This is a genomic window from Acidiluteibacter sp., assembly GCF_055129545.1.
In genome coordinates, this window is sequence record NZ_JBSRUB010000012.1 from 116208 (window position 1) to 141323 (window position 25116).

The window sequence follows — 25116 nt, forward strand, 5'->3', positions numbered from 1 at the left end:
TAAAAAAGGCTCATTTCGCAAGAAATGAGCCTTCAATTTTTAGTGCTTTATCTTATTTTGTTGGAAGTACTTTAGTAGAAACTTCTCCAAATCCAACTCTAATTCCATTTTTTTCAGCAAATCCACGCATGATAACGGTATCGCCATCATTGATGAATGTTCTTTCTGAACCATCAGTAAGCTTTATAGGTTTTGTTGCATTCCAAGCCAATTCTAGCATGGATCCATAAGAATCAGGAGTGTGTCCCGATATAGTTCCACTGCCATACATGTCTCCGGCTTTTATGTTGCAGCCATTAATGGTATGGTGCGCCAATTGCTGTTCCATGTTCCAATACATGTATTTATAATTCGATTTAGAAACCACAGATTCAATGCTTCCTTCTGGTTGAATTGAAACTTCTAAATTAATATCAATGTTCTTGTTTCCCTCAAATTTTAAATAAGGAAAAACTGCAGGTTCTTGAGTTGGTCCTGCCACTCTAAAAGGCTCCAACGCATCCATTGTTACCACCCATGATGAAATCGAAGAAGCAAAGTTTTTTGCTAAAAATGGTCCCAACGGCACATATTCCCATTTTTGAATGTCACGTGCACTCCAATCATTGAAAAGCACCATTCCAAAAATATATTTATCTGCCTCATCAGGAGAAATGTGATCACCCAGTTCTTTGCCAGGATAAGTAATAAATGCAGTTTCTAATTCAAAATCCAGTCGCTTACATGCACCAAAAACTGGAGCGCCATCGTTGGGTTTTTGTTGTCCTTTTGGTCGGTGAATAGCCACCCCTGAATTGATGATAGAAGAAGAGCGTCCGTGATAACCAACCGGAATATATTTCCAGTTCGGCAATAAAGCATTGTTCGGATCTCTAAACATCGTTCCTACATTTGTAGCGTGCTCTATACTAGAATAGAAATCAGTATAATCGCCAATGTTGGCAGCTAAATGAGTTTCCACTCTATCAATAGGTGTAATTACTTCCAATAATGCATTCTCTTTTTTTCTAAGTTCATCATTTCCTTTGGTGAAAATTTCTGAAATACGGTCACGGATAGCTCGAGTATACCCTTTTCCTTGCTCTATAAATTTATTTAATGAACCTTGATTGAAAATATTTTCGGTTTCAATTCCATCAAAATAGCCTAATTCAGAAAGGCATTGGAGGTCGATCACGCTATTTCCAATTCGAGAGGCCACTCTTTTCGACTTTTTTTCATTGCTTATGATACCAAACGGAAGGTTCTGTATTGGGAAGTCCGAACCTTCATTTATTTCAATCCAGCTAATTAGCTCAGGGTTGTTTGCTCTTATATTCATTTGAAATGTCTTTTAATTTAATACAAAAGTAACATTTTGCGTCTGGATAAAAAATGATGCAACCACATCAGAGGTTTTTGCGTCTACAATTCACAACTACTGAAAAAGGGCTACTTTGTAGTATTGAAGAAAGATTTAAGTTGTATAATTATGATACTATAATTAAATTAGCCCAACTTTAAATAATTAATCGATTTTAAGATGAGAAGAAGTCTACAACTCTTTGCCTTTACCCTAACAGTAATGCTCTCTAGCATTACATTTTATTCTTTCGGACAAGCGCCTACAGTCAATGTTTTTGAAGAACGCTTTGATGGTCCTACTGTAAATATGACTTCTTCTTCCGCCTCCGGATTGAACAACAATCGTTGGGCGGTAACAAATAGAGTAGGAGCTCAAGGAAGTACTCCTTACAGTAGTGATTCTGCAAAAGTAGTTGATGGGGATATTCTTTTTCTGACTTCTCCTGTTATTGATATGTCACCATATGTTTCTGCATTGTTGAGTTTTGATCATGTTGCCAAGATTGAAGGGTTGGATAGAGCTTATGTAGAATTGTCAATAGATAGTGGGTTGACATGGATTCATTTAGGGAAAAAGAACACCAATTACCAAGGACAAACCAATATGTTGGCTGATAGCAGCTGGTCTGAATTATCAGATGTAGTCGGTTGGAGAGGAACACCGACAGCCGCGAATATTATAGCATACCCTCAGCCAAATTGGTTTAGAAAAGAAAATTTTGACATTTCAGCATTAGCGGGAGGCCAGCCGAAGGTAATGATTCGTTTTGCATTAAAGAACGGAGGTAACTCTCAACCGGGTCCTGCTGGAAGAGCCGGTTGGTTTTTAGACAATATAATTGTAGCAGGTGCATTTTGCGAATTGTTTCCTCCTGCTGTAAATTTATCTCCTCCTACGTCTTATCCTGGATCTTATGGTGATGGTCGTGTTTACGATACTGGTCCCTTTAATTTTATTTCTACTGTGACAGATCAGTCTGGAATCCTACTTAGTTCTACTTATGTGGCTTATGCTCGATATGACAACAGTACACCAAGAGTTTTAATTATAAGAGATACAGTACCTATGGTAAATGTGTCTGCATCTAACTTTAGAGGAACAATTCCTGTTGCAAACGTTGGGGATTCTATTCGATATTCACTCATGTTTACAGATGCGAGTGGTTGTTTCAATAGAACACGTTTTCCACTAGCTGGAGAGCGATACATGATTATTTACCCAGATTTGCCACAACCTTGTCAGCAATTGCCTGAATTTCAATTCCCTTATAAAGAAGATTTTGAGACATTCCCAAGAGACGAAACAGGGAAAATGTACAATAACTGGGTGAATTTACAAGGAGACTTCCACGATTGGTGGGTAGGAGTAGATTCAACTCCAACAGCAGGTACTGGTCCCCACGGTGGGAAATCAGGAATTAAGTTTTTGTACTTAGAGGCAACAAGTCATATTGGTCAGGAGGCTCATATCGTTTCTCCATGCTTGGATTTCTTTGAAACACCAAACCCTACATTGGAGTTTTGGTACCATATGAATGGACAACATAGTAATGAATTACACATTGATATTTACGATGAATCTCTACCAGGCTGGGTGCTAGATGTTTCGCCCCCTATTATTGGAGATCAGGGCGATTTTTGGAGATTAAAACAAATTAATTTCTATAACTATAGAGATCGTGTGGTACAAATTAGGCTTCGTGGAAAAGCTGGTAAAGGTGGTGATATTGGAGACATTGCTATAGATGACTTCTATATTTACAATGGACCAATTCACAATGCTGCAGTTACCAAAGTGTATAGAGCTCCGTTTACTCCTAAAGTAAATGATCAATTGACTTTTGAATTAGAGAATTTTGGAGTTATTCCGATCACCACACTAAACGCTACATATAATATTTATGATCGCTTCAACAATATCGTAACTACTAATACTGAAACATTTAATGGATTAAACTTATTGCCGGCTGCTAAACAAGATTTAACGTTCTCAACTCCTTTTATTGCGCCTGATAGTATTTTTTATGCTCAGGTAATTGTTAATTTGGCGCAAGATACTGCGAATAAGAATGACACTAATATTACTCAATCTTATGGTGTAAATATGCGTCCGGTTTCCTATTATGATAACTATGATGTGGATGCAAGAGCAAAAGACTGGGTAAATTTCCCATTGAATACCGGTGTTGCTGACAAATGGAAGCGATACAAGCCCGGCACTGGATTTGGAACACCAAAACAAGCGTTTTCGCCTGATTATGTTTGGGCAGTGAATGGAAATCAAAAATTTGGTCCTGGTGTCGATAATCAGTTAATATCACCATTTATTGACATGAGTAACACTGATTCTACTTTTGTACAATTCTATATGAATAGGGATATTCCTATAGGAGATGGAGTCCATTTGGAATACAGTTTAAATAGAGGAACCACATGGAACCTAATCGGGGATGATGGAAACCCACCAGCAACTTTGAATTGGTACAACAGCGTTAATTGGCAAGGGATACCTTGTTGGGCAGATACGACAAGTGGTTATGAATTGTCACGGATAAAAACTACTTACTTAGATGATTCATCTGAAGTTCTATTTAGATTTAGATTCATGTCAGATACAAATGACTTCGCTGGTTATGGAGCTGCTGTAGATAATTTTAATATCATTAATCCTGAACCAATTGATGTAGCAGTTACAGAAGTGTTTTCTCCATTATCATATTGTGATATCGACTCAGCAGTAGTAGAATTTAAATTGGAGAATTATGGAACTACATCTATAAGTTCTATACCAGTTATTATTTCTGTAATTGATGAGAATAATGTTGTTGTGAGTTCAATAAACGAAACAGTAAATGTCACATTAGGTGTGTTTGATGCTGTGCAGTTTACTTCAGTTGGAAGAGTAATGTTTCCTTCTTATGGCAACTTTAAGGTTCAAGTAAGAGCTGATTTGCCTGGTGATGGTGATGCTAGAAATGATACTGCTTTTAAATACACTGAAAGTTATTATGGATGTGATCTGACTTTGAAATTTTCGACTAGTCTGACGATTGGAGGGAAAGGTTCATGGGAAGTACTAGTAAACAATGCATCTCCAGAAAGGAGATTATTTGAACTAACAGATACTTTGTTACCTCAGACAACATATACTAAGACTGTTTGTGTAAAAGATAGTCAAGAAGTGAAAATTAATCTTCAAGATGCGAATACCAATTTAATTCGTTTCGAAGTATTTGGATTCGGCTATAACTACTGGAGAACCCTAGGAGGTAATCAAAACGTTAATTCCCCTTCTTTCGATTGGATTTGTCCGGCACAATTAACAATGGGAGTGACTAATATTGAATTGCAAGGATTAGAAGGAAATCTGCCTTTGGCAATTGATTATCCAATTGAAGTAACTTTATTAGACAATGGATTAGATTCTATTGATGATGTGAAAGTAAATCTTCAAATTGACAATGGAACCATTATTACTGAGACCTTGGTTTTTGATCCTGAATTGAGGTATAAAGATGCTAGAACTCATGTATTCCAAGATGTTTGGACAGCAACTCCTGGAGTTCATAAATTCAAATCATGGACTAGTGAGCCAAACAGTAATAATTTCCCTGATACAAGACCTTCAGATGATACAGCATATTTTGAAATGAATGTGTTAGATACTATCGCAGCAGTTTCTGTAAATAATTATTGCAATGATTTCGAGAATCCTTCCAAAGCATGGAGGGCCTTAAATTTTAATACTTATAAAAAAGCTGGAAATAGTTTTCAATTGGGAACGCCAACTAAAACAAATTTAAATTCTAATAACAGTGGACAAAATTCTTGGGTGACAACCTTAGATTCGAATAATATTAATTATGATTCATCTAGCGTTATTTCAGATTTCTTTCAATTGGGTGCTCAAAAATGTTATGAAGTTAATTTCTTCCATCGATTTGAATCGGAGGAAGACAATGATGGAGGACATTTTCAATACTCTATAAACGATGGTAAATCATGGGTGACGCTATATGATAAGAGTGGTACAGCCACTGAATGGTTCAATACTGAACATGTTGCAGCAATGTTAAACAATAATCAGAATGCAGGATGGACCGGTTCAAGTGCTTGGATACAATCTAAAAATACTATTGGATTGTGGGAAGATAAAAACACTATTTTTAGATTTAGGTACCAATCTGATGGTTCTGTTACAAGCGAAGGATGGCAATTTGATGACTTCTGCATCAATGAAATAACAAAATCTGACTCAATGAGATATCAAACATGTTTCCCAGTTGGGATTAACACATTTGAATCTAGAAATATTTCATTAAGTCAAAATGTGCCCAACCCAACTAATGGGGTAACTACTATTACTTATGGTTTAACTAAGTCTGGTCAATTGAATTTTAATGTGACAAATATGTTGGGTCAAACCTTCACTCAGTTATCTGAATTCAAAAGCGCAGGAGATCATTTAATTGAATTAAATGTCGCTGATTGGGCAGACGGTGTGTACTTCTATTCAATCGAATTTGAAGGCGAGCGAATCATAAAAAAGATGATTATTTCTAAATAAGAATATATTGTTATATATTTAGAGGGAACTAGTAAATACTAGTTCCCTTTTTTATTTAATAATTACATGTAATGAAGCACTTTATACTATTTTCTAACTTATTTTTATTCCTGACGTTTAGTTTTGCTCAAACAACGGTGTTATCGGTGGAAGGTTTTGAAGGTACCACGAATCAATTTACAAGTTATGCGGCATCCAATCCTGTTGCAGTTTGGAGTCCCAATGCAGTGTATAGTAAAACAGGGACAAAATCATATCGGGGTGTTGTCACCTTCAATGATACCTTGTTTTTAGAGTCTCCTGCATTTTCCACCATGGGATATTTGAATGTAAACCTTTCCTTTAGTCAAATCTGTAAAATCGGAAGTTTAGATAAAGGAATGATTCAATATTCAATTAATAATGGGGCCACTTGGACTTACTTAACAGTTAATGAATATTTAGGGTTTGGGCTTTTTTCTCAGAACGTATTTTCTTCTAGATCTTATTCTGATTGGGTCACAAGTCAGCCAACAACTATCCCAAATAATACATGGTGGAAAGACGAGCGGTTTAATATTTCGTCAACTGCAAATAATAGCCAAGTTAAAATTCGATTTGTTTTGGTAGATGGTGACTTCAATGGACCCGCTTCTAATTATGGTTGGTTGTTGGATGATTTTAAAGTGGTCGGATCAGCTTGTGAGTTAGATCCCCCTGTTCTATCAAATGCAACTATAATTACTGGGTCTGTTTATAATACTTCCCCAACGAACCTCTCCATCGATGCCGTAGATGCCTCAGGAATTGCTTCCGCTAAAGCTTTTTATACCTTAAATGGAGGTTTGTTAGATTCTATTACTTTGATAAACGGAACAGGAAATACGTGGACTGGCAGCCTGCCTGCCGCTTCTATAAATGATACCATTTGTTATTATTATTCATTCATTGATAATTCAAGCTGTTTTAATAAAACAACATTGCCGTCTGGCCAATGCTATAAATATTATATCGATCCTTTACCACCTGTACAATGCATCGGAACTCCTATCAATTCATATCCATATAACGAGGCATTTACTTCATTCTTGGTAGGAAATACTGGAGCATTGCTTAGTGGTTGGGAAAATTCCACGAATGATGATTTTGATTGGTTTGTGAATACAGGAGGCACACCCTCTACAGGTACAGGACCAACATCCGATCATACAGGAGGGAACGGCAAGTATTTATACATGGAAGCTACAGGGCCACTGACTAATGATGAAGCGCACCTAATTACGCCATGCTATAATCTAGCAAGTAATACATTTTATCAGTTCAGTTTTTGGTATCACATGAATGGAGTGGGAATGGGTGAGCTGCACATTGATGTATTTGCAAACAACAATTGGGTATTAGATGCAATTCCTGCCATAACAGGAAATCAAGGCAATCAATGGTTAAAGGCTAGGCTTGATTTGTCGAGCTACTCTGGGCAAACCATAAAAGTGCGTTTTAGGGGAGTGAAAGGAGCTAGTTTTACTAGCGATATAGCACTAGATGACATAAATATTAGCGTTACAACAGGTGAGGATGTATCAATAGTATCGGTGAATAACCCCATTGATAAATCGTGTCTATTAAATCCATTACAAGATGTTCAAGTAACGATTTTTAATCCGGGAACAATCGGAGTTTCTTCTATTCCTGTTGCCTATCAATTAAATAATACCGCTATCGTAAGGGCAATAGCTACAGGAACTATTCTCCCGAATGGGACTCAATCTTACAGTTTTTCGCAACAAGTTACAATAACTCCCAATACATTAAACACGATCAAAGTGTGGACGGAGTTAAGTACTGATGTAGATCCTAGTAATGATACCTCGAGTTATACTTTTACTGTGAATTCCACAGTGAATGCCTTTCCGTTTCTAGAATTGTTTGATTCTTTCACGACCGGCTCCCCTGGAACATTAATCAATGGTTGGGTAAATGATGATTTAGACGATATTGATTGGAATGTCAATACAGGAGGAACGCCTTCTGCAAATACTGGACCTTCTCAAGACCATAATTCTACGGGTTCTGGAAATTACATGTACATTGAAACTAGCGGGATTCCTGCTGGTTCTGAGGCATTTTTAATTAGCCCTTGTATCGATTTAACCAATGTATTATCGCCTGAGTTAGAATTTTGGTATCACATGTATGGCTCCAATATGGGGGCACTGCATTTGGATATTTGGTCGAATGGAGCTTGGGTTTTAGATGTAATGCCAATTGTTTCGGGGAATCAAGGAAATGTATGGAAGAATCAAAAAATTAATCTATCAACCTATAACAACCAAGTTATTAGAGTTCGATTTAGAGGTGATGTGGGGTCTGGTTTCATGAGTGATATTGCCATTGATGAAGTTTCCATTACCAATTCAGCTAGAGTTGATGTTGCATTGAATTTACTCTCAAGTCCAATTTCACGAGGTTGCCAAACACCTTTGAATCAAAATGTGACTGTTACTGTGCAGAATTTTGGGAATGTAACTTTGTCAGCTATTCCAATAGCTTATCAAAATAACAATGGCATCATTTATCGTGATACAATAACCGGAAATTTAGCGCCATTAGCGAGTCGAACCTTTTCTTTTGCCCAAGGAGTTAATTTGCAAGCGATAGCCAACAATGACTTTTTGGTGTGGGTGGAGTCCTCATTAGATCTAAATGCCACTAATGATACCTTGAGACGGATCGTATCTACCAATGGAACGGTTAGTGTTTTTCCAGTGATAGAAAATGTTGATGCATTTGTGACTGGCGTTCCTGGAACCTTTTTAAATGGATGGGAAAATGAAACAATCAATGACAATCACGATTGGTATGTAAATTCTGGAGGAACACCGACATTACTTACTGGGCCCACTGGTGACCATACAACAGGGAGTGGAAATTATTTATGGCTGCAATCAGATGGAAATAGCGGGAAAAGTGCTCGATTATTAAGTTCCTGTTATGATTTTACAGCAGCTAATTCGCCGCAGTTGAGTTTTTGGTACCATATGTTTGGTGCTGATATGGGCACATTGCATTTAGATTTAATTATCAATGGGTTCTATATTCAGGATGTAATTCAACCCATTTCCGGAAATCAAGGACAAACTTGGTTAAATAAGGTGGTTGACTTGTCCGGATATTCAGGAGATGTGAGATTAGTTTTTAGGGGTGATGTGATTACAAAATCTGGAGCCATTGCAGGAGACATCGCATTGGACGATATTCAGATTACAGAGCTACCAGTAGGATTAGCGGCACAACAATCAACATTTTTTATTGGAGAAGTATTTCCAAACCCAACTGTTGGGACTGCTCATATTGTGGTGAATACTGCATCACAAGAACAACTTAATTTAACCATTTTAGACATCAAAGGACAAGTGGTCGGAACAGATCAATTTCAATTAAACGGCGGTCAACAAACCGTTGAAATGCCTGTAGCTAATCTCGAACAAGGTATATATATCTTGCAGTTCAATTCAGAGAATAAGACTTTTACTCGAAGATTGATTGTGAAATAAAAGTGCCCTTCGATACTATTTTTAGCTCCCAGAGTAGTTTAGGAAAATAAATAACCCTTTTGTGGGACACTAAAAATCACTCAGGGTACTTATTTGAATTATAAATCCCACTGTTCTTCAACTTGAAGTGCAGTGGGATTTATGCGATTATAAAACTTATATGATTGTCTACAATTTCTCTTATTAGTCATTAATCGTTTTTGTCACACTTAGCGCAGAAGTTCACACTGAGCTCCGCCGAAGTGAAGTGAACCATTAATAATTAAAAAGTGGTAAATCTTCCATTAAGTCATTCACTTCCTTTTTAATTGCTTTCAATTCAGCTTCATCAGTCTTGTTTATTATTGCACGGTCGATTAACTCAGCAATCAATGGAATTTCTTTTTCAGTAATCCCTCGTGTCGTGATCGCTGGAGTGCCAATACGAATCCCTGAAGTCACAAAAGGACTTCTTGTATCGAAAGGTACCATATTCTTGTTAACAGTAATGTCAGCTAATCCCAGGACTCTTTCAGCTTCTTTACCAGTAATGTCTTTTGAATTTAAATTAATCAACAAACAATGGTTATCAGTTCCGCCAGAAATAATGTTAAAGCCTCTTTTTACTAACTCTTCACCCAATAATTTTGAGTTTTTCATCACTTGTAGCGTGTAATTCATAAAGGAATCCTCTAATGCTTCTCCAAATGCTACTGCCTTTCCTGCGATTACATGTTCCAAAGGCCCACCTTGCGTGCCTGGGAATACTGCAGAATCCAACAGTGCGGACATCATTCTCACTTCTCCCTTTGGAGTTTTGATGCCCCATGGATTTTCAAAATCCTGTCCCATCATGATGATTCCACCTCTCGGACCTCTCAACGTTTTATGAGTAGTCGTAGTTACGATATGGCAATATGGAAGCGGATCATTCAAGATTCCTTTTGCAATCAATCCTGCTGGGTGAGAAATGTCTGCCATTAGCAATGCGCCAACTGAATCAGCGATTGCTCGCATTTTTTTATAATCCCAATCTCTACTATAAGAAGAGGCGCCGGCAATCATTAATTTCGGTTGTTCTTTTTTAGCGATTGCCTCAATTTTATCAAAGTCAATTCTGCCGGTAGATTCTTCTACACCATAAAAAGTAGAGTGATATAATTTACCTGAAAAATTCACAGGTGATCCATGTGTCAAGTGGCCTCCATGAGAGAGATCAAACCCTAGAATAGTATCCCCAGGATTTAATACCGCCAACATGACTGCTGCATTGGCTTGTGCACCTGAATGTGGCTGAACGTTCACCCATGCTGCATTGAATAATTCTTTCGCACGGTCAATCGCCAATTGCTCCACTTGATCCACGATTTGACAACCACCATAGTATCGTTTACCAGGTAATCCCTCAGCGTATTTATTCGTTAAAACCGATCCCATTGCTTTTAATACTCCTTTACTTACGTAATTCTCAGAAGCTATTAATTCCAATCCTACAGTTTGTCTTTTCTTCTCTTTCTTGATTAACTTAAATAGTACTTTGTCTTTCATAATCGATATATCTTGGACGGCTAAAATTAGTCAAATACTTCGTATTTTTTAATGAATCAATAAGTCAATAATTGAATCAGTCAATCAGTGAATAGTTGGATAAGTCAGTGTTGGATTCCTTCTTTCAAAGACGGACAATTCGTATTCTTTAATGCTTCAATACACTAATGAGTCAATAGGGTATTACTTTAATGAGTCGATCAAAAGCGCTTCTGGTTACTATTTTAATATACTACCCTTAGTAGATCTTGTAGCGCATCTCGGTACATTTTAAAAAAGTACCCTGAGTGGACAAAGCGCTGCTTTGTTTGTATCGAAGGGCACTTTTTTAAACCACTCGATGTCCTACAACATTTATATCGAAGGGCACTTTTGTTTTTACCGAGATGTCCTTTTAAAAGAATATACCTGCTAACAAAAAAAAGGAAGACTATTGGTCTTCCTTTTTTTGATTCATTTCATATACTTTCTTACCACCGTAGGCTGCTCCTGCAATTAAGAGAAACGAAAGTCCTCCATCAATAGGAACACATGGAGGAGGGAAACAAGGACCAGGCCCACCGCCACCACCAGGACCACCACCAGGTGGTTGAGCTTTTAAATCGGACGTTGCCAAAACGAGGATGGCAACTAATGGTATATATTTTAATATCTTCTTCATAGTATCTTCTATTCTGATTGCAAATATAGAAATTTAATTAGAAATTAAACTTCTCTGTAATGACTTCATTATTTGTACGAACCACAATTAAATGGATTCCTTTAAGAGCAGATGTATGAGCCAACTGTTGACTTCCTGCACCTTCCATTCCGATGAACTGAGTCGCTGCTACTTTTTGACCATTTAAATTGTAAATGTCGATTTGTGCTTGTGATCCTTCTGCAACATTGAAGTCCAATTGAACGATGTCGCCTCTTTTCAAGATTGAAATACCTGAATTGGCTGATTGGTTTTGATCAGCTTTTGCCAACAAGTCTTTACAATCTTCAGCCGACTTGAACAAATGCAAGTTGAATCGATCGTACTTTCCAATAGTAGATGCAAAAGTATAATCTGCAGTTGAATTCAAATCAATGACTTTTCCTTCCATTTTATCTTCCAATAATACGCAGCTGTAAATCGATAGTAACTCCGATACATCTTTTGCTGCTATGGTGTAAGAGCCATTTTCTCCAGCGGTGAATGCAACAGGAATTTTCTGGTTCTCAGAAAATGTATTAATAGTGCTATGTACCATATGAATTGATCCTTTTACTAATGTTATTGCAGGAGCACTTTTTAATGGGCTTTCAAGGAATGGTGCATCGTTTTCATTTGATCCATAATTTGCCGTTGCAGAAGTATGAAGAGATAATTCATGACTGTAATTATTCCCTAAACTTTTAACTAAAAGTTTAAATTCCTTTTCTTCTTTTTGTCTGTAAATTAAACTTGAAGCTAATGAAAATTTATTGCTTTCACCGATGTTTAGTGTTTTAGAGGTGCCTGACGAATTGTTAACCCAAAAGCCTTGACTATGAGGAATAAATCCACCATTAAATAGTCTGTAGCTACCTGAGGATTGCTCGTAAATATAAAATTGGCTAGTAACACCAGTAGGTTTACTAACAGAATTAAAATTTACAAAAGAATAGTGAGGGTTTCCAATAAAGTTCATTCCAGGCTGTAATGTAAAAGATCTAGTCCCAGTAAATGGCGTACCTCTATGATCAATAGTCTGTGCTGAAAAAGTAGTTAAATTATCCCCTAAAAATAATTCAACACCTTCTCCGGCGATTAATGGTTCAGCTATTGAAGTCACATATCTGTATGCTTTGGTGGTGTTGTTATACTTTGTCACACTATAAAAAATTGGGCCACCTGAACCATCTCTAGCATCTCCATCGTTACCACCTACACCACTCATAAATAGTTCTTGATCCCAATCATCGATAGTAGTGCTTTGAACTGGTGTTGTTAAATCTGCATAATTTGCAGGGCGCGTGCTAAAATATCTTTGCATTATAAAATTGCCTACAAATGAGTTACTAACCGACTGTTCTATTTGTGCATTAGTTGTTGCATCAGAGATAAAGGTAAAGGTTCCACCATCATTGATCAATTGTCCTGATGAAATTTTAATATATGTCTTTAATTCCCATGCGCCGCTTTTAAGAGTAACACTATTTGAATTATTTACAAATACATTAAAAAAGCTTACCGGTGTTGCACTATTATTTCTTAACTCTTGATTTACAATGCCAGTAAATGCTATTAATCCAGTTGATGCGTCTATTGTTCCAGAATTAGTCAAATTTCCTGATACATATAAACTATCATTCGTGTTAAAGGCTATGGTAGCTCCTGTCTCAATAGTCACGTTCTTTGCAAAACTTGAAGCACCATTAATTAAGACAGTCCTTGGCGAAGGAATTGTAACATCGTCGTTTTGGGTAGGCACACAATTACAACTCCATGTTAAAGGGTTGTTCCAGTCATTATCTGAAATAGCAGTGTATGTTCCATTAACTTCAGCTAAAGTAAAGTAGGCGCCATCTGGAAGATTTACACCAGTAAATTTTATTGAGTTATTTATAGCATTGTAGATTAATCCAGTGGTATGAAGCCTTGTACCACCGTTTGTGAAATTTCCATCATTTGTTTCTATTAAAATAGCGTAATTGTTTGGGTTTACTGCGAACTCATTCCCTTCCAAAAAGAACTCTAAATCGATGTTTCCTGGATTTTGAAATCTATTTACTCTCCAAGTTTGATTCCATCGTTCAATTGTACCTGAGGGAACTGATGTATTGGTGCCGAAGCCAGCATTGTCGTGGCCAATATTTAAAAAGTCGTATTGTATATTTAATGAAGTGGCATTACTCATTAAAAGGTTACCACGACCTCTGGCAGAATTTGAAGATTGACCATTAAAAAAGCCTACACCTATAACTTCATTGTTGTAAGTTGTTCGCCATTTATAAAAATTATTTAAAATTGGTAAATCGTATTTTGATGCTAAGTAAGTTCTTGCAATAACCGATTCAACATCAGAAATATTGTTGTTGTATATTATTATTTCTGCTATCTCACCATTTAACGGAAAGCTATAATTACCTCCTGCTTTTCTCATCCCCACACTAGATGTATCGTAATTCGCAAAAGCTGTTCTTGTTAATGTTCGGCTTGCTGTTATTGTTTTTTGACCTAGTGTTCCAGAAGTAGCACCACCAGTTGATGTTATTGTTACAATACCAAATTCATTAATTTTGTTTTTAATGAGATTGTACTGTGTAGGAGAAGTATATGGATTGAAAATCTCATCACCCTTAGAAAATAATGCATGTTTGTTTAATGCCATCACTACTCCATTTAGTGGATTTTGTGATTTGTATACTGTAATCATTGAAACTGCTCCTGTTGTAATTTCAGCAGTAAAATCTAAATAATCATTCACTCCATCAAAAACAACAGTGGGTTTGCTATTCAATCCCGATGCTTTAAATGTTGGTTGATTAAGAGATGTTGGTTGATTTAAATGATTAGTGTTGGTTGATAGGTCTAACCAATTAGAAACTGGGTCATTATCGCTAAGTGAAAGTTGACTTGCATCTAACCATACCTCTAAAGTAGAAGAATTACCAATTCCTCCTGGGCCAGTTTGACCAATAAAAACTAAGGGTAAAAGCAGGTTGAAAATCAAAGGGATAAAGTGAATTTTCTTCATCGTTAATATAATTATTTTAATTTAATGTGTAAAAATACACTATTTTTTTAAAGAGAGCGCATTTGATCCGATTATTCCTGCTGACACCAATATATATATCAAAGGATTGTGGACGAATCCTACTAATATACGTAAGTATGGATAAAAAGTTTGGAACGAATCAAAAATATACGCCATGACTAGGAGTAAAAGTGCTAATATAATAATAGATCCATATATGACAAATGCAAATAAGTGCGATTTGTTTTCAGGATGACTATATTTTAAGCCAAGAAAGGTAAAAGTAATGAATACGATAGTAAAAAGCAGGGTTAACCCCAATTTAAGTTGATTTAAATCAGATACATTCCATTCGGATAGAAATGCTAATTCAGTCGTTTTTTGATAGTAAAAGGTGGCGCCTTCAATTTTGGCATTGATGCTCTTAAAAAGGACTTCTCTCATATAACTAAATACAAATAGAAGGATTAGTGTAAAACTCCAAATTAGTTTTCTTACCATTTGAAATAATTGAAGAATTTAATGCGCAACATCCAGAGTAGAAAAACTACCCCGTATACAAATAAGGTGAACGTGTAGGAATGATGAAAATCCAATTGATCCGGAGCATACACGACCACTAAAGCCAATGCGATTACACGTAGCACATTGAGGGCGTGTATGATACTTATTCCAATAAGAATAAAAACTAATTTTGACCACCACTTTCCTGCAAATGACAATATAAAGGTAGCATATAAAATAAACAAACTTAAACCATCGCATGGGCCACCAATGATGACTCCACTGCTACCTTGAATTCCTAATAAAGTAGGGGCGGTAGAAATTTGATCAATAGTTTGGTAACCCATTAATTCCAATATCCATTCTCCCAAGCTAATAATTTGAGCAATTAGAAATCTATCAGTTTCAGAATATGGTACTATTATCCACTCATATATACTTAACAAACCTACATAGTAAAGGATCATTTTAGTGGTAAAAATCAAACCGGATTTATTCTTAAAATAGAAGACTTTTAGTTTTTCAAACATAGTTGCAAAATAAAGAATATAATTCGTTTCTTTGTTCGTTGTAGTGTCACCTTCGACCTAATTTATGCAAAATCAAACTACCTCATCTTCCACTTTTCAAATTGATCCCAGGGTATTTTTGATGTACCTCATGCGTTATTGGTATATTGTACTTTTAGGTTTGGTTTTTTCTGCTGCTTATGCGTTTTACCAAGTTCGTTACACCCCCCCAACTTATTCAACCAATGCACGAATGTTGGTGAAAGATGAATACTCCTCATGGGGACAAGAGTATTTTTTGCCGGGAATGGAATTGGTGAGTGGAAGAAATCGATTAATCAATGAAATCGGGATTATATCTTCATATCCATTGATGGAACGTGTTGCTAAGAAATTAGATTGGCAAATATCTTATTACAAGTTGGGGAATATAAAAACCTCAGAAATGTATCCTAAATCTAGTTTTTCCGTCGACTTAATTAAAGGCGAAAGAATTGATGGGCGGTGTTTTGTTAAATTTTTTGGCAATGATCTTTTTCAAATCAGCAGTTCTCCAGAGGAATTTGCCGATTCAAGTACCTTTAAACAAGGTGAGCCTTTTACCTTTCAAAATGCAACTATAGTAATAAATCAAACCTATAGTGAAGTTGATGAAGAAGGTGACATTTTTGCATTTGAATTTAATTCGACTAGCGGAATGACTAGATATTTTCAACAATCGATTACTGTTGATGTTGAAAATATGGAATCTTCCATATTGATTCTTTCGCAGCAGAACCAAACACCTCGAAAATCCATAGACTTTTTGAATGTGTTAATGGAGGAATACATTCAGTGGGGGATGGACCAGAATAGTGAGATTGCGGTCAACACAATAGCTTTTGTTGATCAACAGTTGAAAGGTATTGCAGATTCCTTATTGATTACGGAATATCAATTGGAGCGTTTTCAGCAAAAGAATTTTTCTGACCGTATTTTTATTTCAGAAGGAGGGAATAATATGGTCGAGGTTTTTGAACTAGAAGAGGAATTGACACAGCGGAGTATTCAACGTGAGTATTATTCTGCATTGATTAAAACGCTGAACTCAGAAAAGTTTACTGCCTTTCCTTCTGCTGCTGTGTTTGGTTTCCAAGATCCCAATGTGGATCGGATGACCATCAGAATTCAGGAGTTAGTAGAGGATGAAAAGGAGGCCAGTTTTCGAATGCAGGGAGCAAACTTAAGATTTGAACAACAGCAACAAGAATTAGATCGCCAAAAAGACGCATTATTATTAGTTGCAGAAGCAAATCGTTCTCAAGTGAATGCTTTAATTGATTCTCTGAAAAGAGTGATTGCTGAAGAAGAGATTAAGGTGATGCGGATTCCTAAAGAACAACGTGAATTCTTAAACTTAAAACGGGAGAATAAATTGTTGAGTGATTTGTATACTTTTTTATTAAATAAGCGATCAGAGGCTAGTATAGCAAAAGCGTCCAATGTTCCCAAAGCCCAAATTTTAGATTATGCAACGCCATATAGAAGTTACAATGTTGGCGAAAAAGCTTCAGCTGTCTATTTAACTGCCTTTTTATTTGGTCTGTTTTTGCCTGTGGGAATAGTTCTGCTTATTTACTTTATGAATTCTAAAATTGTTGACCGGTCAGATTTAGAGAAGATAACGACTATTCCAATATTGGGCTCTATAATGAATAAAAAGGATTTAGACAGCAATATTGTGGTGAGTACGAATCTGAAATCCATTGTATCCGAAGCCTTCCGAAGTATTCGTACCAATATTAACTACATGGTAGAAGGAAAAGAACAGCATGTAGTTATGGTGACTTCCTCCATTTCAGGTGAAGGAAAAACGTTCACCTCCATAAATTTAGCGGCCATTTATGCGGCTTCAGGAAAAAAAACCATTTTAGTTGGCGCTGATTTAAGAAAGCCAAAAATTTTCAAAGACTTTGAATTAACGAATGAAGTGGGATTAAGTACCTTCTTAATTCGAAAAGGAGAGCTCAACGATTGCGTTAGAAATACTAAAATAAATAATTTAGACTTGATTTCTTCAGGACCTATTCCTCCGAACCCTGCTGAGTTAATTGAAAGTAACAGAATGAGTGAGTTTCTAGTAGAATTAAAAAAGGTGTACGATATCATAATAATTGATACACCGCCTGTTGGATTGGTGACTGATGCATTAATAATCAATAAACATGTGGATGCTTCGGTCTACATTGTTCGACACGGCTACACGAAGAAATCTTATCTTGAAAATATCAATCAATTGTATGCCGATCACAAGATTAAAAACTTAGGCATTGTAGTAAATGCAGTGAAAGAAAAGAGTGGGCCGCTTGGCTATGGCTATGGCTACGGTTATGGTTACGGTTATGGTTACGGTTACGGCTACGGGTATTATTCTGATGATGCCCACGATAACTCCCGGACAAAGAATGATTAAAGGCGGATTGATTTGGGATTTTTTTGGTAAAGTGATCAACCAAGGAGTATCTTTTATTGTGTCTATTTTTTTAGCGCGATTGCTCTTTCCTGAGGACTTTGCGTTGATTGCTATGGTGATGGCCTTTTATGGGTTAGCCCGTATTTTTATAGATTTTGGCTTTTCTGCTGCAATTGTTCAGCGATTAAATGTTTCACAAATTCAATTGAGTTCGGTATTTTGGTTTAGCACCGTAGTTGGTCTTTTGTTAAGTTTCCTATGCTTTGCATCTGCTCGTTTAGTGGCTAATTTTTACGAACAAGAGCAAGTTTATCAGGTAGCAAAAGTTATGTCCTTTATCATAATAATAAGTGCACTGGGTGGAGTACATTCAGCTATTCTGCAAAAAAATATTCAATTTAAAAGCTTATCGAAAATAAGTATTACAAGTGCAATGTTATCAGGGTTTGTTGGTGTTCTATTGGCTTTTAATGGATTCGGGGTTTGGAGTTTAGTGGCTCAGTATTACTTGTCAGGAATAATTCGACTTTTCCTTTTGTGGCAAGCTACAAAATGGATTCCATCCTTTAAATTTTCCTGGGTAGAGTCTAAACCCTTGTTTCTATTTGGAAAGAATATGTTTCTTTCTCAATTGTTGGATACCTTTTATACGCAATTAGATGTATTTGTAATTGGAAAATTGTTCGCTCCTGCTACTTTAGGTTTTTACTCTCGCGCTAAAAGTTTGAATCAACTTATTGCACAGCATTCTGCTGGAAGTTTAAATGCAGTTTTATTTCCTGCTGTAAGTAAAATTCAACAGGATAAAAAAGCAGTAAAAGCATTAGTAGTGAAATTTTTTCATTTGGCTGCTTTTATTTCTTTTTTTTTAGGAGGATTGATGTATTTAATTGCTCAGGATGTTATTATCTTGTTGTTTACAGATAAATGGTTGAGTTCAGTCCCCTATTTTAAAATTATGGTTTTATCTACCTTTGTATATCCGGTAAGTGCAATCGTATTAAATCCAATTAATAGTTTAGGTCGATCAGATATATTTTTGAAATTAGAAATTGTAAAAAAGGGTTTAATAACTATAGTATATTTTGTAGGCTTTCAATATGGTCTCCTCGAGTTTCTATATTGTATGTTAGTTTATGGATTTGTTGCTATAGTGTTAAATTGTTATATATCCGGAAAGTTAATAGGTTGGAGATTACGCGATCAGTTAGGTTCTCTTCTAAGCTATGGTGCTCCAATATATATTATTACTTTTATTATTCAATCGATGCTTTCAAACTTTGAGATGTCAATAATTTTACATTTAATTGTGAACTCAATTTTATTTCCAGCGTTTACTCTATTTTATTCTATTGTTTTTAAATTGAAGGGATTGTTCATCTTAAGGAATGTATTGCAACCATTTTTAAGAAAACTTTTTAGTAGAGGTTTGTAATTAGTATAAATTTATTTTTTAATGACGTAATTTTGGTTTATTCTCTTGGAGTAATTAGTTTAGATGACTTAATTATACCTAGATTAGTAATCTTAAATAAATGTTCATATTTTCAATATAGAGTAATTTCAAAATTATTAAATGATCAACGTAACGAATACTTTTTTACCTCCAATTGAAGAATTTATTGAATACCTTACCATTGCCTGGGATAAAAAATACATAACTAATAGAGGTGAATTAGTTCTTAGGTTAGAAGAAGAATTGAAGCGTTATTTGCAGGTTAAAAATTTAACCTTGACTGCAAATGGAACGCTCCCAATTCAAATGGGTTTAAAAACTTTGGGATTAAAAGGGGAGGTGCTAACAACTCCATTTTCATATATTGCAACTACTTCATCCATTATTTGGGAGAACCTAAAGCCGGTTTTCGTAGATATTGATCCAGTCCACTGGACAATTAATGAAGAATTAATTGAAGCTAAAATTACTGAGAGTACTACAGCAATATTAGCAACTCATGTTTTTGGAAATCCCTGTAATGTAATAGAAATTGAAAGAATCGCTGAGAAATATAATCTTAAAGTTATTTATGATGCTGCACATTGTTTTGGTGTTAAATATTTAAATAAATCGATTTTCAATTATGGTAATTTGAGTACGTGTAGCTTTCATGCGACAAAATTATTTCATACGGGTGAAGGTGGATGCTGGGTTACAAATGATGATTCAATACAAAGTGATATGTTTTTTGCACATAAATTTGGACATGATGGGCCTGAAAACTTTAAAGGATTAGGGATTAATGCAAAAATGTCTGAACTTCAAGCAGCCCTAGGGTTAGCAAATTTTAAATATATTGATGAAATAATAAAGACAAGAAAGATTGCAGTAGAATATTATAATTCGAGGTTGGATTTGAAAAGGTTTGAGAATATTACAATTCGTAAGGATACCGAATGGAATTATCAATATTACCCAATTTTATTCAAAAATGAGCGAGAATTACTAGCTGCTCAAGAAAGACTTCAAAAACAAAATATTATTCCAAGAAGATACTTTTATCCTTCTTTAAATAATCTAAGCTTTGTAGGTAATATTCAAAAATGCCCAATAAGTGAAAATATTTCTAGTAGAATTTTATGTTTACCTTTGAGTGCCCAAATAACAACTGATGAGATTGATAAAGTTTTTAAGTACCTATAATTCATGAACAATAAACAATTATTTATTATTGGAAATCCACGCTCCGGAACTTCGTTGTTAAGGATAATTTTACATAGTCACTCTAAAATTTCAATTCCTGAAGAATGTCATTTTTTCTTATGGTTAGAAACGAAATATAGTAACTGGAATAATACTTTAAAAACTGAGTTCCTCAAAGATTTATATGCCTCAAGAAAATTTGAAACTTGGAAAATAGATAAAAGTAAATTTGAAGAGGAATTCTCTTCTTCTAACTTTAAAAATTATGCTTCTTTAGTAACATTTATATATAGTTACTATGCAAGAGATAAAGGTAAAGAGAATATAGAATATTGGGGAGATAAAAATAAGTTATGGCGAGATAAATTACACAAAGTACCCGAGTACTTTCCTAATGCAAAATTCATACATTTAGTTCGTGATGGTAGAGATGTTGCATGCTCATTTATTGAATTAGATAAAAAAAAGAGTTCTAATATGGATTCTATATATTATCCAAACTTACCAACTGATATTTCTGAAATCGCTCAAAGATGGAACTTAAATATTGAAAAAATTAATGAATTTCTATCTTTGCAGGATAAAAGAAAATACATTGAAATTAGATATGAGGAATTGGTTAGAAATACCAAAGATACAATCATGAAAATTCTATCTTTTTTAGAATTAGAGTTTGAGGAAGAGTGTTTAGATTATTACAAAAAGGATTTTTCTAAAATTGAACCTATAGAATATATGGACTGGAAGTCAAAATTAGTTCAGAAGCCCGACATTGGTAATATTTTTAAGTATAAAAAAATATTAAATACTTATGATATAAGTTTATTCAATTCAATTGCTAGAGAATCCCTTTTAAAGTATAATTATGAACTCTGAAAATTATTACAATACAATAGCTAAAGATTACCGAAACATTTCAAGAAGAAGAGAGAAATATTTAAAGAAAGTTGATTCTTTGATATTGAGTCACAATAAAACTAACGTGATAGATTATATGGATGTTGGTTCAGGAGACGGAATTAGAGCTTTGAAATTGGCAGAAGAAATGAATGTGATTAATTTACAATTAGTTGATAATAGTGAGATTATTAATTTATTTAACTTAGGGAGTAGTGATATTGAGGTAAATAAATGTCTTACTGCAATTAAAGATATAAATCTAAAAAAGAAATTTAATTTAATCACATGTTTATGGAATGTTTTGGGACATGTGGGAAATTTTCAAGAAAGGCTGTTAAGCCTAAAAGCATTGAGGGAACATTTATCTGCTGAGGGGTCAATTATCATAGACGTAAATAATAGATACAATATAAAGGAATATGGATTTAATTCTGTTCAAATAAATCTTACTAACGACTTAAATAAAATAGAGAATGCTGGTTATTTTGTTTTAGAACACGATGATTGTAAAACAGAGGTTTTTATTCATTCTCCGTTTGAATTAAAGGAACTATGTGATGTTGTAGGTTTGAAAATTGAAAAGGAGATTTACATTAATTATTCAACTGGCGAAATAGAAAATTCTATATTCGAAGGCCAATTATTTTATATTCTTAAACATAAGTGACTTGAGAAGTGAAGTTTTTGATTCTGTAAAGGTTAGTGTGCGATTAATGGTCTTCAATAATGTTGAATATATAAAACAAGCAATTGAAGGGGCTTTAAATCAAAAAACAAATTTTTCATTCGAAATTGTGATTGGGGATGATTTCTCAACTGATGGAACTAAGGAGATTTTAAAAAATTATGAAATGACATACCCTAAAAAAGTTAGGGTACTAAAGCGCCCATCAGGAGGGGAATATTCAAAGTTTCGCAAGGGGAAAAATCAAATTGCAAATTTTGCAAATATTATTGATAATTGTAAAGGAGAGTATATAGCACTGCTTGATGGGGATGATTATTGGTCAAACGAAAATAAATTACAAACGCAATTTGATTTGCTTGAGTCTGATCAATCCATAGCACTTGTATTTCATAGAGTGAATTTATTGGTAAATGGCAAGGAAAAGGAGTTCCAAAATCCCAAACAATTTCTTAATTCTAAATTTAATTTTTTAGAGTTTTTAAGATTTAACAATTTTATTGCCACGAGTTCAGTTTTTTTTAGAAAACCAGTAGAATATAAATTTCCTGAGTATATCATTAATTTGCCATTTGCAGATATTGCCTTTTACAAGTATATTACATCATTTGGGAGTTTTTTTTGCATTGATCAGGTAATGGGAGTATATAGAATTCATGACGGTGGAATTTGGTCTGGTGCTAAAACTTCTACTACATTTAATAAGAATATCGATTTTTATTTAGGATTATATCCAAATTTATCCTCTGAAGAAAAAGTTGTTTTGAGTAGAAAAATTAGGGATCTTTCAAAAGGGTATATTCGTCAGAATTATAAAAATATTAGTTTGACATTAATTGCCAAAATAATTGTAGGAAATTTAAAAGTTTATAGACCATTAAAAATTCGATACAATAAGTTTTGACATGGAAGTACTAGTGAGTATAATTATTCCTTGTTATAATTCTGCCTCAACCGCAGCTGAGACATTTCAGTCTGTTTTGGATCAGACCTATCAAAATTGGGAAGCTATCATTGTAAATGATGGTTCGCCTGATGAGATTGAGGTGTTAGCTGCTGAATGGGTTGCTAAAGATTCTAGATTCAACTATTATAAGAAAGAGAATGGTGGATTGGGAACAGCTAGGAACTATGGAATTAAGATGTCTAAAGGAGAATATATTTTGCCATTAGATTCTGATAATAAAGTGGAAGTGGATTATTTGGAAACGGCAATACCGATTTTCCAGTTGGATCCTAAAATTGGTGTTGTATACGGGAATGCATTTTTTTTTGGAGAAAAGAAAGGAGTTTGGAATGTAGGTGAATATGATGAATTTAAACTGATAAAGTCTAATTATATTGATGCCTGTGCAATCTTGAAAAAAGAGGTGCTAGATGTAATTGGTTTATATGATACTAATTTTCCTTATCAAGGGATAGAAGATTGGGAGCTTTGGTTAAGGTGCATTAAGAATAAAGTTAATTTTTATTATCTGGAAAAAATTGCTTTTCATTATAGGGTTTCGAATTCCTCTATGATCCATTCGTTTACATCTGAAATGACAGAAGCTAATACGAAATATTTATATAAGAAGCACTTTTGGTTTTTAATACAAATCTACATTAAGTACCGACGTGAAAACAAAATTTGGTTGCGGAATATTGCAACTGTCTTAAAGGCATCAATATCGCTCCATTGAATTGGATTATTGCCTTTTAAGTATTTTTTATTGCTTGAGGATCAAGCTTTCTCTATCCATATATTTCCACCTTGATTTTTGTACATTAAAGGCATGTTACTAAAAACCTCTTGATAATGTTGGTGCAGTTGATGTGTGAATATTTTTATTTTAAATTCATTGTTGTACATTAAGAAGGCTTTCAAAATATAGTCCTCATTCCAACTTCTTCCTTCTTTTATCCAGCTTTCTGGATATTCAAACCCTGCGAATACGTCGTGAAAGTGAATAAGAACGCCTGATTTTAATATTGGTAGAATTTCAAACAGAATGTGGTTTACATCACTATTTGTTTTTGAAATATGAGTGCTGTCAATTAGTAAAATGTCGCCTTTGTCTAATTTTTTAAACTCTTCCAATGGAATGTCTTGTACAAATTTTTCATGAATCGTAACGGAGTCATAATCTTTTTTGGTCAATAAAGATTTTAATCGTTCTGGATAAGGTTCAATGAATGAAATGTTATTTTTTAAGTTAAAAACATCCCTAGTATCTAACATGACTGCAGAGGAATATCCTGAGCCTACTTCAATAATGTTTTTTGGTTGAAAGTGTCGGATAAAGAAATGTAATATTAGTGCATCAGAATAAGAGTAATACGTATTGTTGAAAAAATATCTCTGCCCATCTGTTTTTTCAGTATTAAAAGGAACTTCACTATAGTAAGCTTCAAAAGCTCTTATCAATTCTTTTTGAGTATCGATGTTTAATTCAATTCCATTTATCGCTGAATCGCAGGCCCAAGCTTTATTGTTAGTCGATTGAAAATTATTCAACTCCACTACAGGGGAATAAAAGTGGCCTGGCGGTACCCAGCAATTTCTTTTTAATGCTAGATAACGCGAAAATATTCGTGATGGTGCAGAAATTAGACTTTTAAGGCTCATAGGTTAATGAATCTCATATTTTAATTAATATGCTACAAAATTAAGGATTATTAGTTGAGGTTCGAAACATTGAAAAGTAAGAGGTTAGATTAACTTGTAATTCACCATGAATTATATCGTCTGAAATAAGTTCTTATAG

General features: G+C 34.7%; 16 protein-coding genes. 9 read left to right on the top strand and 7 right to left on the bottom strand.

The features are described from left to right. Positions 1 to 52: 52 nt before the first annotated feature. The gene (gene fahA, locus ACTB0X_RS05690) at positions 53 to 1321 is read right to left on the bottom strand and encodes a fumarylacetoacetase (RefSeq protein ID WP_463024022.1); all 1269 of its coding nucleotides are present in this window, start codon (positions 1319 to 1321) and stop codon (positions 53 to 55) included. A gap of 201 nt (positions 1322 to 1522) precedes the next feature. Between fahA and ACTB0X_RS05695 the strand changes: the two genes are divergently transcribed. Then, positions 1523 to 5911, top strand: a complete 4389-nt coding sequence (locus ACTB0X_RS05695; RefSeq protein ID WP_463024023.1) for a T9SS type A sorting domain-containing protein — start codon at positions 1523 to 1525, stop codon at positions 5909 to 5911. A gap of 71 nt (positions 5912 to 5982) precedes the next feature. Further along, on the top strand, positions 5983 to 9444 hold the full coding sequence (locus ACTB0X_RS05700; protein ID WP_463024024.1) for a T9SS type A sorting domain-containing protein: 3462 nt from the start codon (positions 5983 to 5985) through the stop codon (positions 9442 to 9444). A 255-nt stretch (positions 9445 to 9699) separates the two neighbouring features. On the opposite strand, the gene glyA is transcribed toward ACTB0X_RS05700, so the two are convergent. The 5 genes from glyA to xrtF form a co-directional block, all read right to left on the bottom strand. Then, a complete protein-coding gene (glyA, locus tag ACTB0X_RS05705; protein ID WP_463024131.1) occupies positions 9700 to 10974 on the bottom strand; it encodes a serine hydroxymethyltransferase in 1275 nt (424 codons plus the stop codon). Positions 10975 to 11401: 427 nt separating this feature from the next. After that, positions 11402 to 11632 (bottom strand): PID-CTERM protein-sorting domain-containing protein, encoded by a 231-nt coding sequence (locus ACTB0X_RS05710; RefSeq protein ID WP_463024025.1) that lies wholly within the window; start codon positions 11630 to 11632, stop codon positions 11402 to 11404. A 37-nt stretch (positions 11633 to 11669) separates the two neighbouring features. Further along, on the bottom strand, positions 11670 to 14678 hold the full coding sequence (locus ACTB0X_RS05715; protein WP_463024026.1) for a T9SS type A sorting domain-containing protein: 3009 nt from the start codon (positions 14676 to 14678) through the stop codon (positions 11670 to 11672). Positions 14679 to 14717: 39 nt separating this feature from the next. Beyond that, positions 14718 to 15179: a hypothetical protein gene (locus ACTB0X_RS05720; protein ID WP_463024027.1), complete on the bottom strand. Its 462-nt coding sequence runs from the start codon at positions 15177 to 15179 to the stop codon at positions 14718 to 14720. Continuing rightward, on the bottom strand, positions 15173 to 15712 hold the full coding sequence (gene xrtF / locus ACTB0X_RS05725; RefSeq protein WP_463024028.1) for an exosortase family protein XrtF: 540 nt from the start codon (positions 15710 to 15712) through the stop codon (positions 15173 to 15175). Before xrtF ends, ACTB0X_RS05720 begins: the two co-directional genes overlap by 7 nt. A gap of 64 nt (positions 15713 to 15776) precedes the next feature. On the opposite strand from xrtF, the gene ACTB0X_RS05730 reads away from it, so the two are divergent. From ACTB0X_RS05730 to ACTB0X_RS05760, 7 genes are all read left to right on the top strand, one after another. Then, on the top strand, positions 15777 to 18143 hold the full coding sequence (locus tag ACTB0X_RS05730; RefSeq protein WP_463024029.1) for a polysaccharide biosynthesis tyrosine autokinase: 2367 nt from the start codon (positions 15777 to 15779) through the stop codon (positions 18141 to 18143). Then, a complete protein-coding gene (locus ACTB0X_RS05735; RefSeq protein ID WP_463024030.1) occupies positions 18109 to 19578 on the top strand; it encodes a lipopolysaccharide biosynthesis protein in 1470 nt (489 codons plus the stop codon). The genes ACTB0X_RS05730 and ACTB0X_RS05735 overlap by 35 nt, the downstream gene beginning before the upstream one ends. Before the next feature lie 141 nt (positions 19579 to 19719). Further along, positions 19720 to 20784, top strand: a complete 1065-nt coding sequence (locus ACTB0X_RS05740; RefSeq protein ID WP_463024031.1) for a DegT/DnrJ/EryC1/StrS family aminotransferase — start codon at positions 19720 to 19722, stop codon at positions 20782 to 20784. A 3-nt stretch (positions 20785 to 20787) separates the two neighbouring features. Beyond that, the gene (locus ACTB0X_RS05745; RefSeq protein ID WP_463024032.1) at positions 20788 to 21660 is read left to right on the top strand and encodes a sulfotransferase family protein; all 873 of its coding nucleotides are present in this window, start codon (positions 20788 to 20790) and stop codon (positions 21658 to 21660) included. Beyond that, entirely contained in the window at positions 21650 to 22351 is a 702-nt protein-coding gene (locus ACTB0X_RS05750; protein WP_463024033.1) for a methyltransferase domain-containing protein, read from the top strand. Before ACTB0X_RS05745 ends, ACTB0X_RS05750 begins: the two co-directional genes overlap by 11 nt. A gap of 1 nt (position 22352) precedes the next feature. Next, the gene (locus tag ACTB0X_RS05755) at positions 22353 to 23273 is read left to right on the top strand and encodes a glycosyltransferase (protein ID WP_463024034.1); all 921 of its coding nucleotides are present in this window, start codon (positions 22353 to 22355) and stop codon (positions 23271 to 23273) included. A 1-nt stretch (position 23274) separates the two neighbouring features. Next, on the top strand, positions 23275 to 24051 hold the full coding sequence (locus ACTB0X_RS05760; RefSeq protein WP_463024035.1) for a glycosyltransferase family 2 protein: 777 nt from the start codon (positions 23275 to 23277) through the stop codon (positions 24049 to 24051). 41 nt (positions 24052 to 24092) lie between these two features. Here ACTB0X_RS05760 and ACTB0X_RS05765 read toward each other — a convergent pair whose 3' ends face one another. Continuing rightward, positions 24093 to 24977 (bottom strand): class I SAM-dependent methyltransferase, encoded by an 885-nt coding sequence (locus ACTB0X_RS05765; protein ID WP_463024036.1) that lies wholly within the window; start codon positions 24975 to 24977, stop codon positions 24093 to 24095. Positions 24978 to 25116: the final 139 nt, after the last annotated feature.

Coding starts and splice junctions, on each gene's coding strand:
- fahA (WP_463024022.1), bottom strand. CDS start 1,321: ATGAATATAAGAGCAAACAACCCTGAGCTAATTAGCTGGATTGAAATA.
- ACTB0X_RS05695 (WP_463024023.1), top strand. CDS start 1,523: ATGAGAAGAAGTCTACAACTCTTTGCCTTTACCCTAACAGTAATGCTC.
- ACTB0X_RS05700 (WP_463024024.1), top strand. CDS start 5,983: ATGAAGCACTTTATACTATTTTCTAACTTATTTTTATTCCTGACGTTT.
- ACTB0X_RS05710 (WP_463024025.1), bottom strand. CDS start 11,632: ATGAAGAAGATATTAAAATATATACCATTAGTTGCCATCCTCGTTTTG.
- ACTB0X_RS05715 (WP_463024026.1), bottom strand. CDS start 14,678: ATGAAGAAAATTCACTTTATCCCTTTGATTTTCAACCTGCTTTTACCC.
- ACTB0X_RS05720 (WP_463024027.1), bottom strand. CDS start 15,179: ATGGTAAGAAAACTAATTTGGAGTTTTACACTAATCCTTCTATTTGTA.
- xrtF (WP_463024028.1), bottom strand. CDS start 15,712: ATGTTTGAAAAACTAAAAGTCTTCTATTTTAAGAATAAATCCGGTTTG.
- ACTB0X_RS05730 (WP_463024029.1), top strand. CDS start 15,777: ATGCAAAATCAAACTACCTCATCTTCCACTTTTCAAATTGATCCCAGG.
- ACTB0X_RS05735 (WP_463024030.1), top strand. CDS start 18,109: ATGCCCACGATAACTCCCGGACAAAGAATGATTAAAGGCGGATTGATT.
- ACTB0X_RS05740 (WP_463024031.1), top strand. CDS start 19,720: ATGATCAACGTAACGAATACTTTTTTACCTCCAATTGAAGAATTTATT.
- ACTB0X_RS05745 (WP_463024032.1), top strand. CDS start 20,788: ATGAACAATAAACAATTATTTATTATTGGAAATCCACGCTCCGGAACT.
- ACTB0X_RS05750 (WP_463024033.1), top strand. CDS start 21,650: ATGAACTCTGAAAATTATTACAATACAATAGCTAAAGATTACCGAAAC.
- ACTB0X_RS05760 (WP_463024035.1), top strand. CDS start 23,275: ATGGAAGTACTAGTGAGTATAATTATTCCTTGTTATAATTCTGCCTCA.
- ACTB0X_RS05765 (WP_463024036.1), bottom strand. CDS start 24,977: ATGAGCCTTAAAAGTCTAATTTCTGCACCATCACGAATATTTTCGCGT.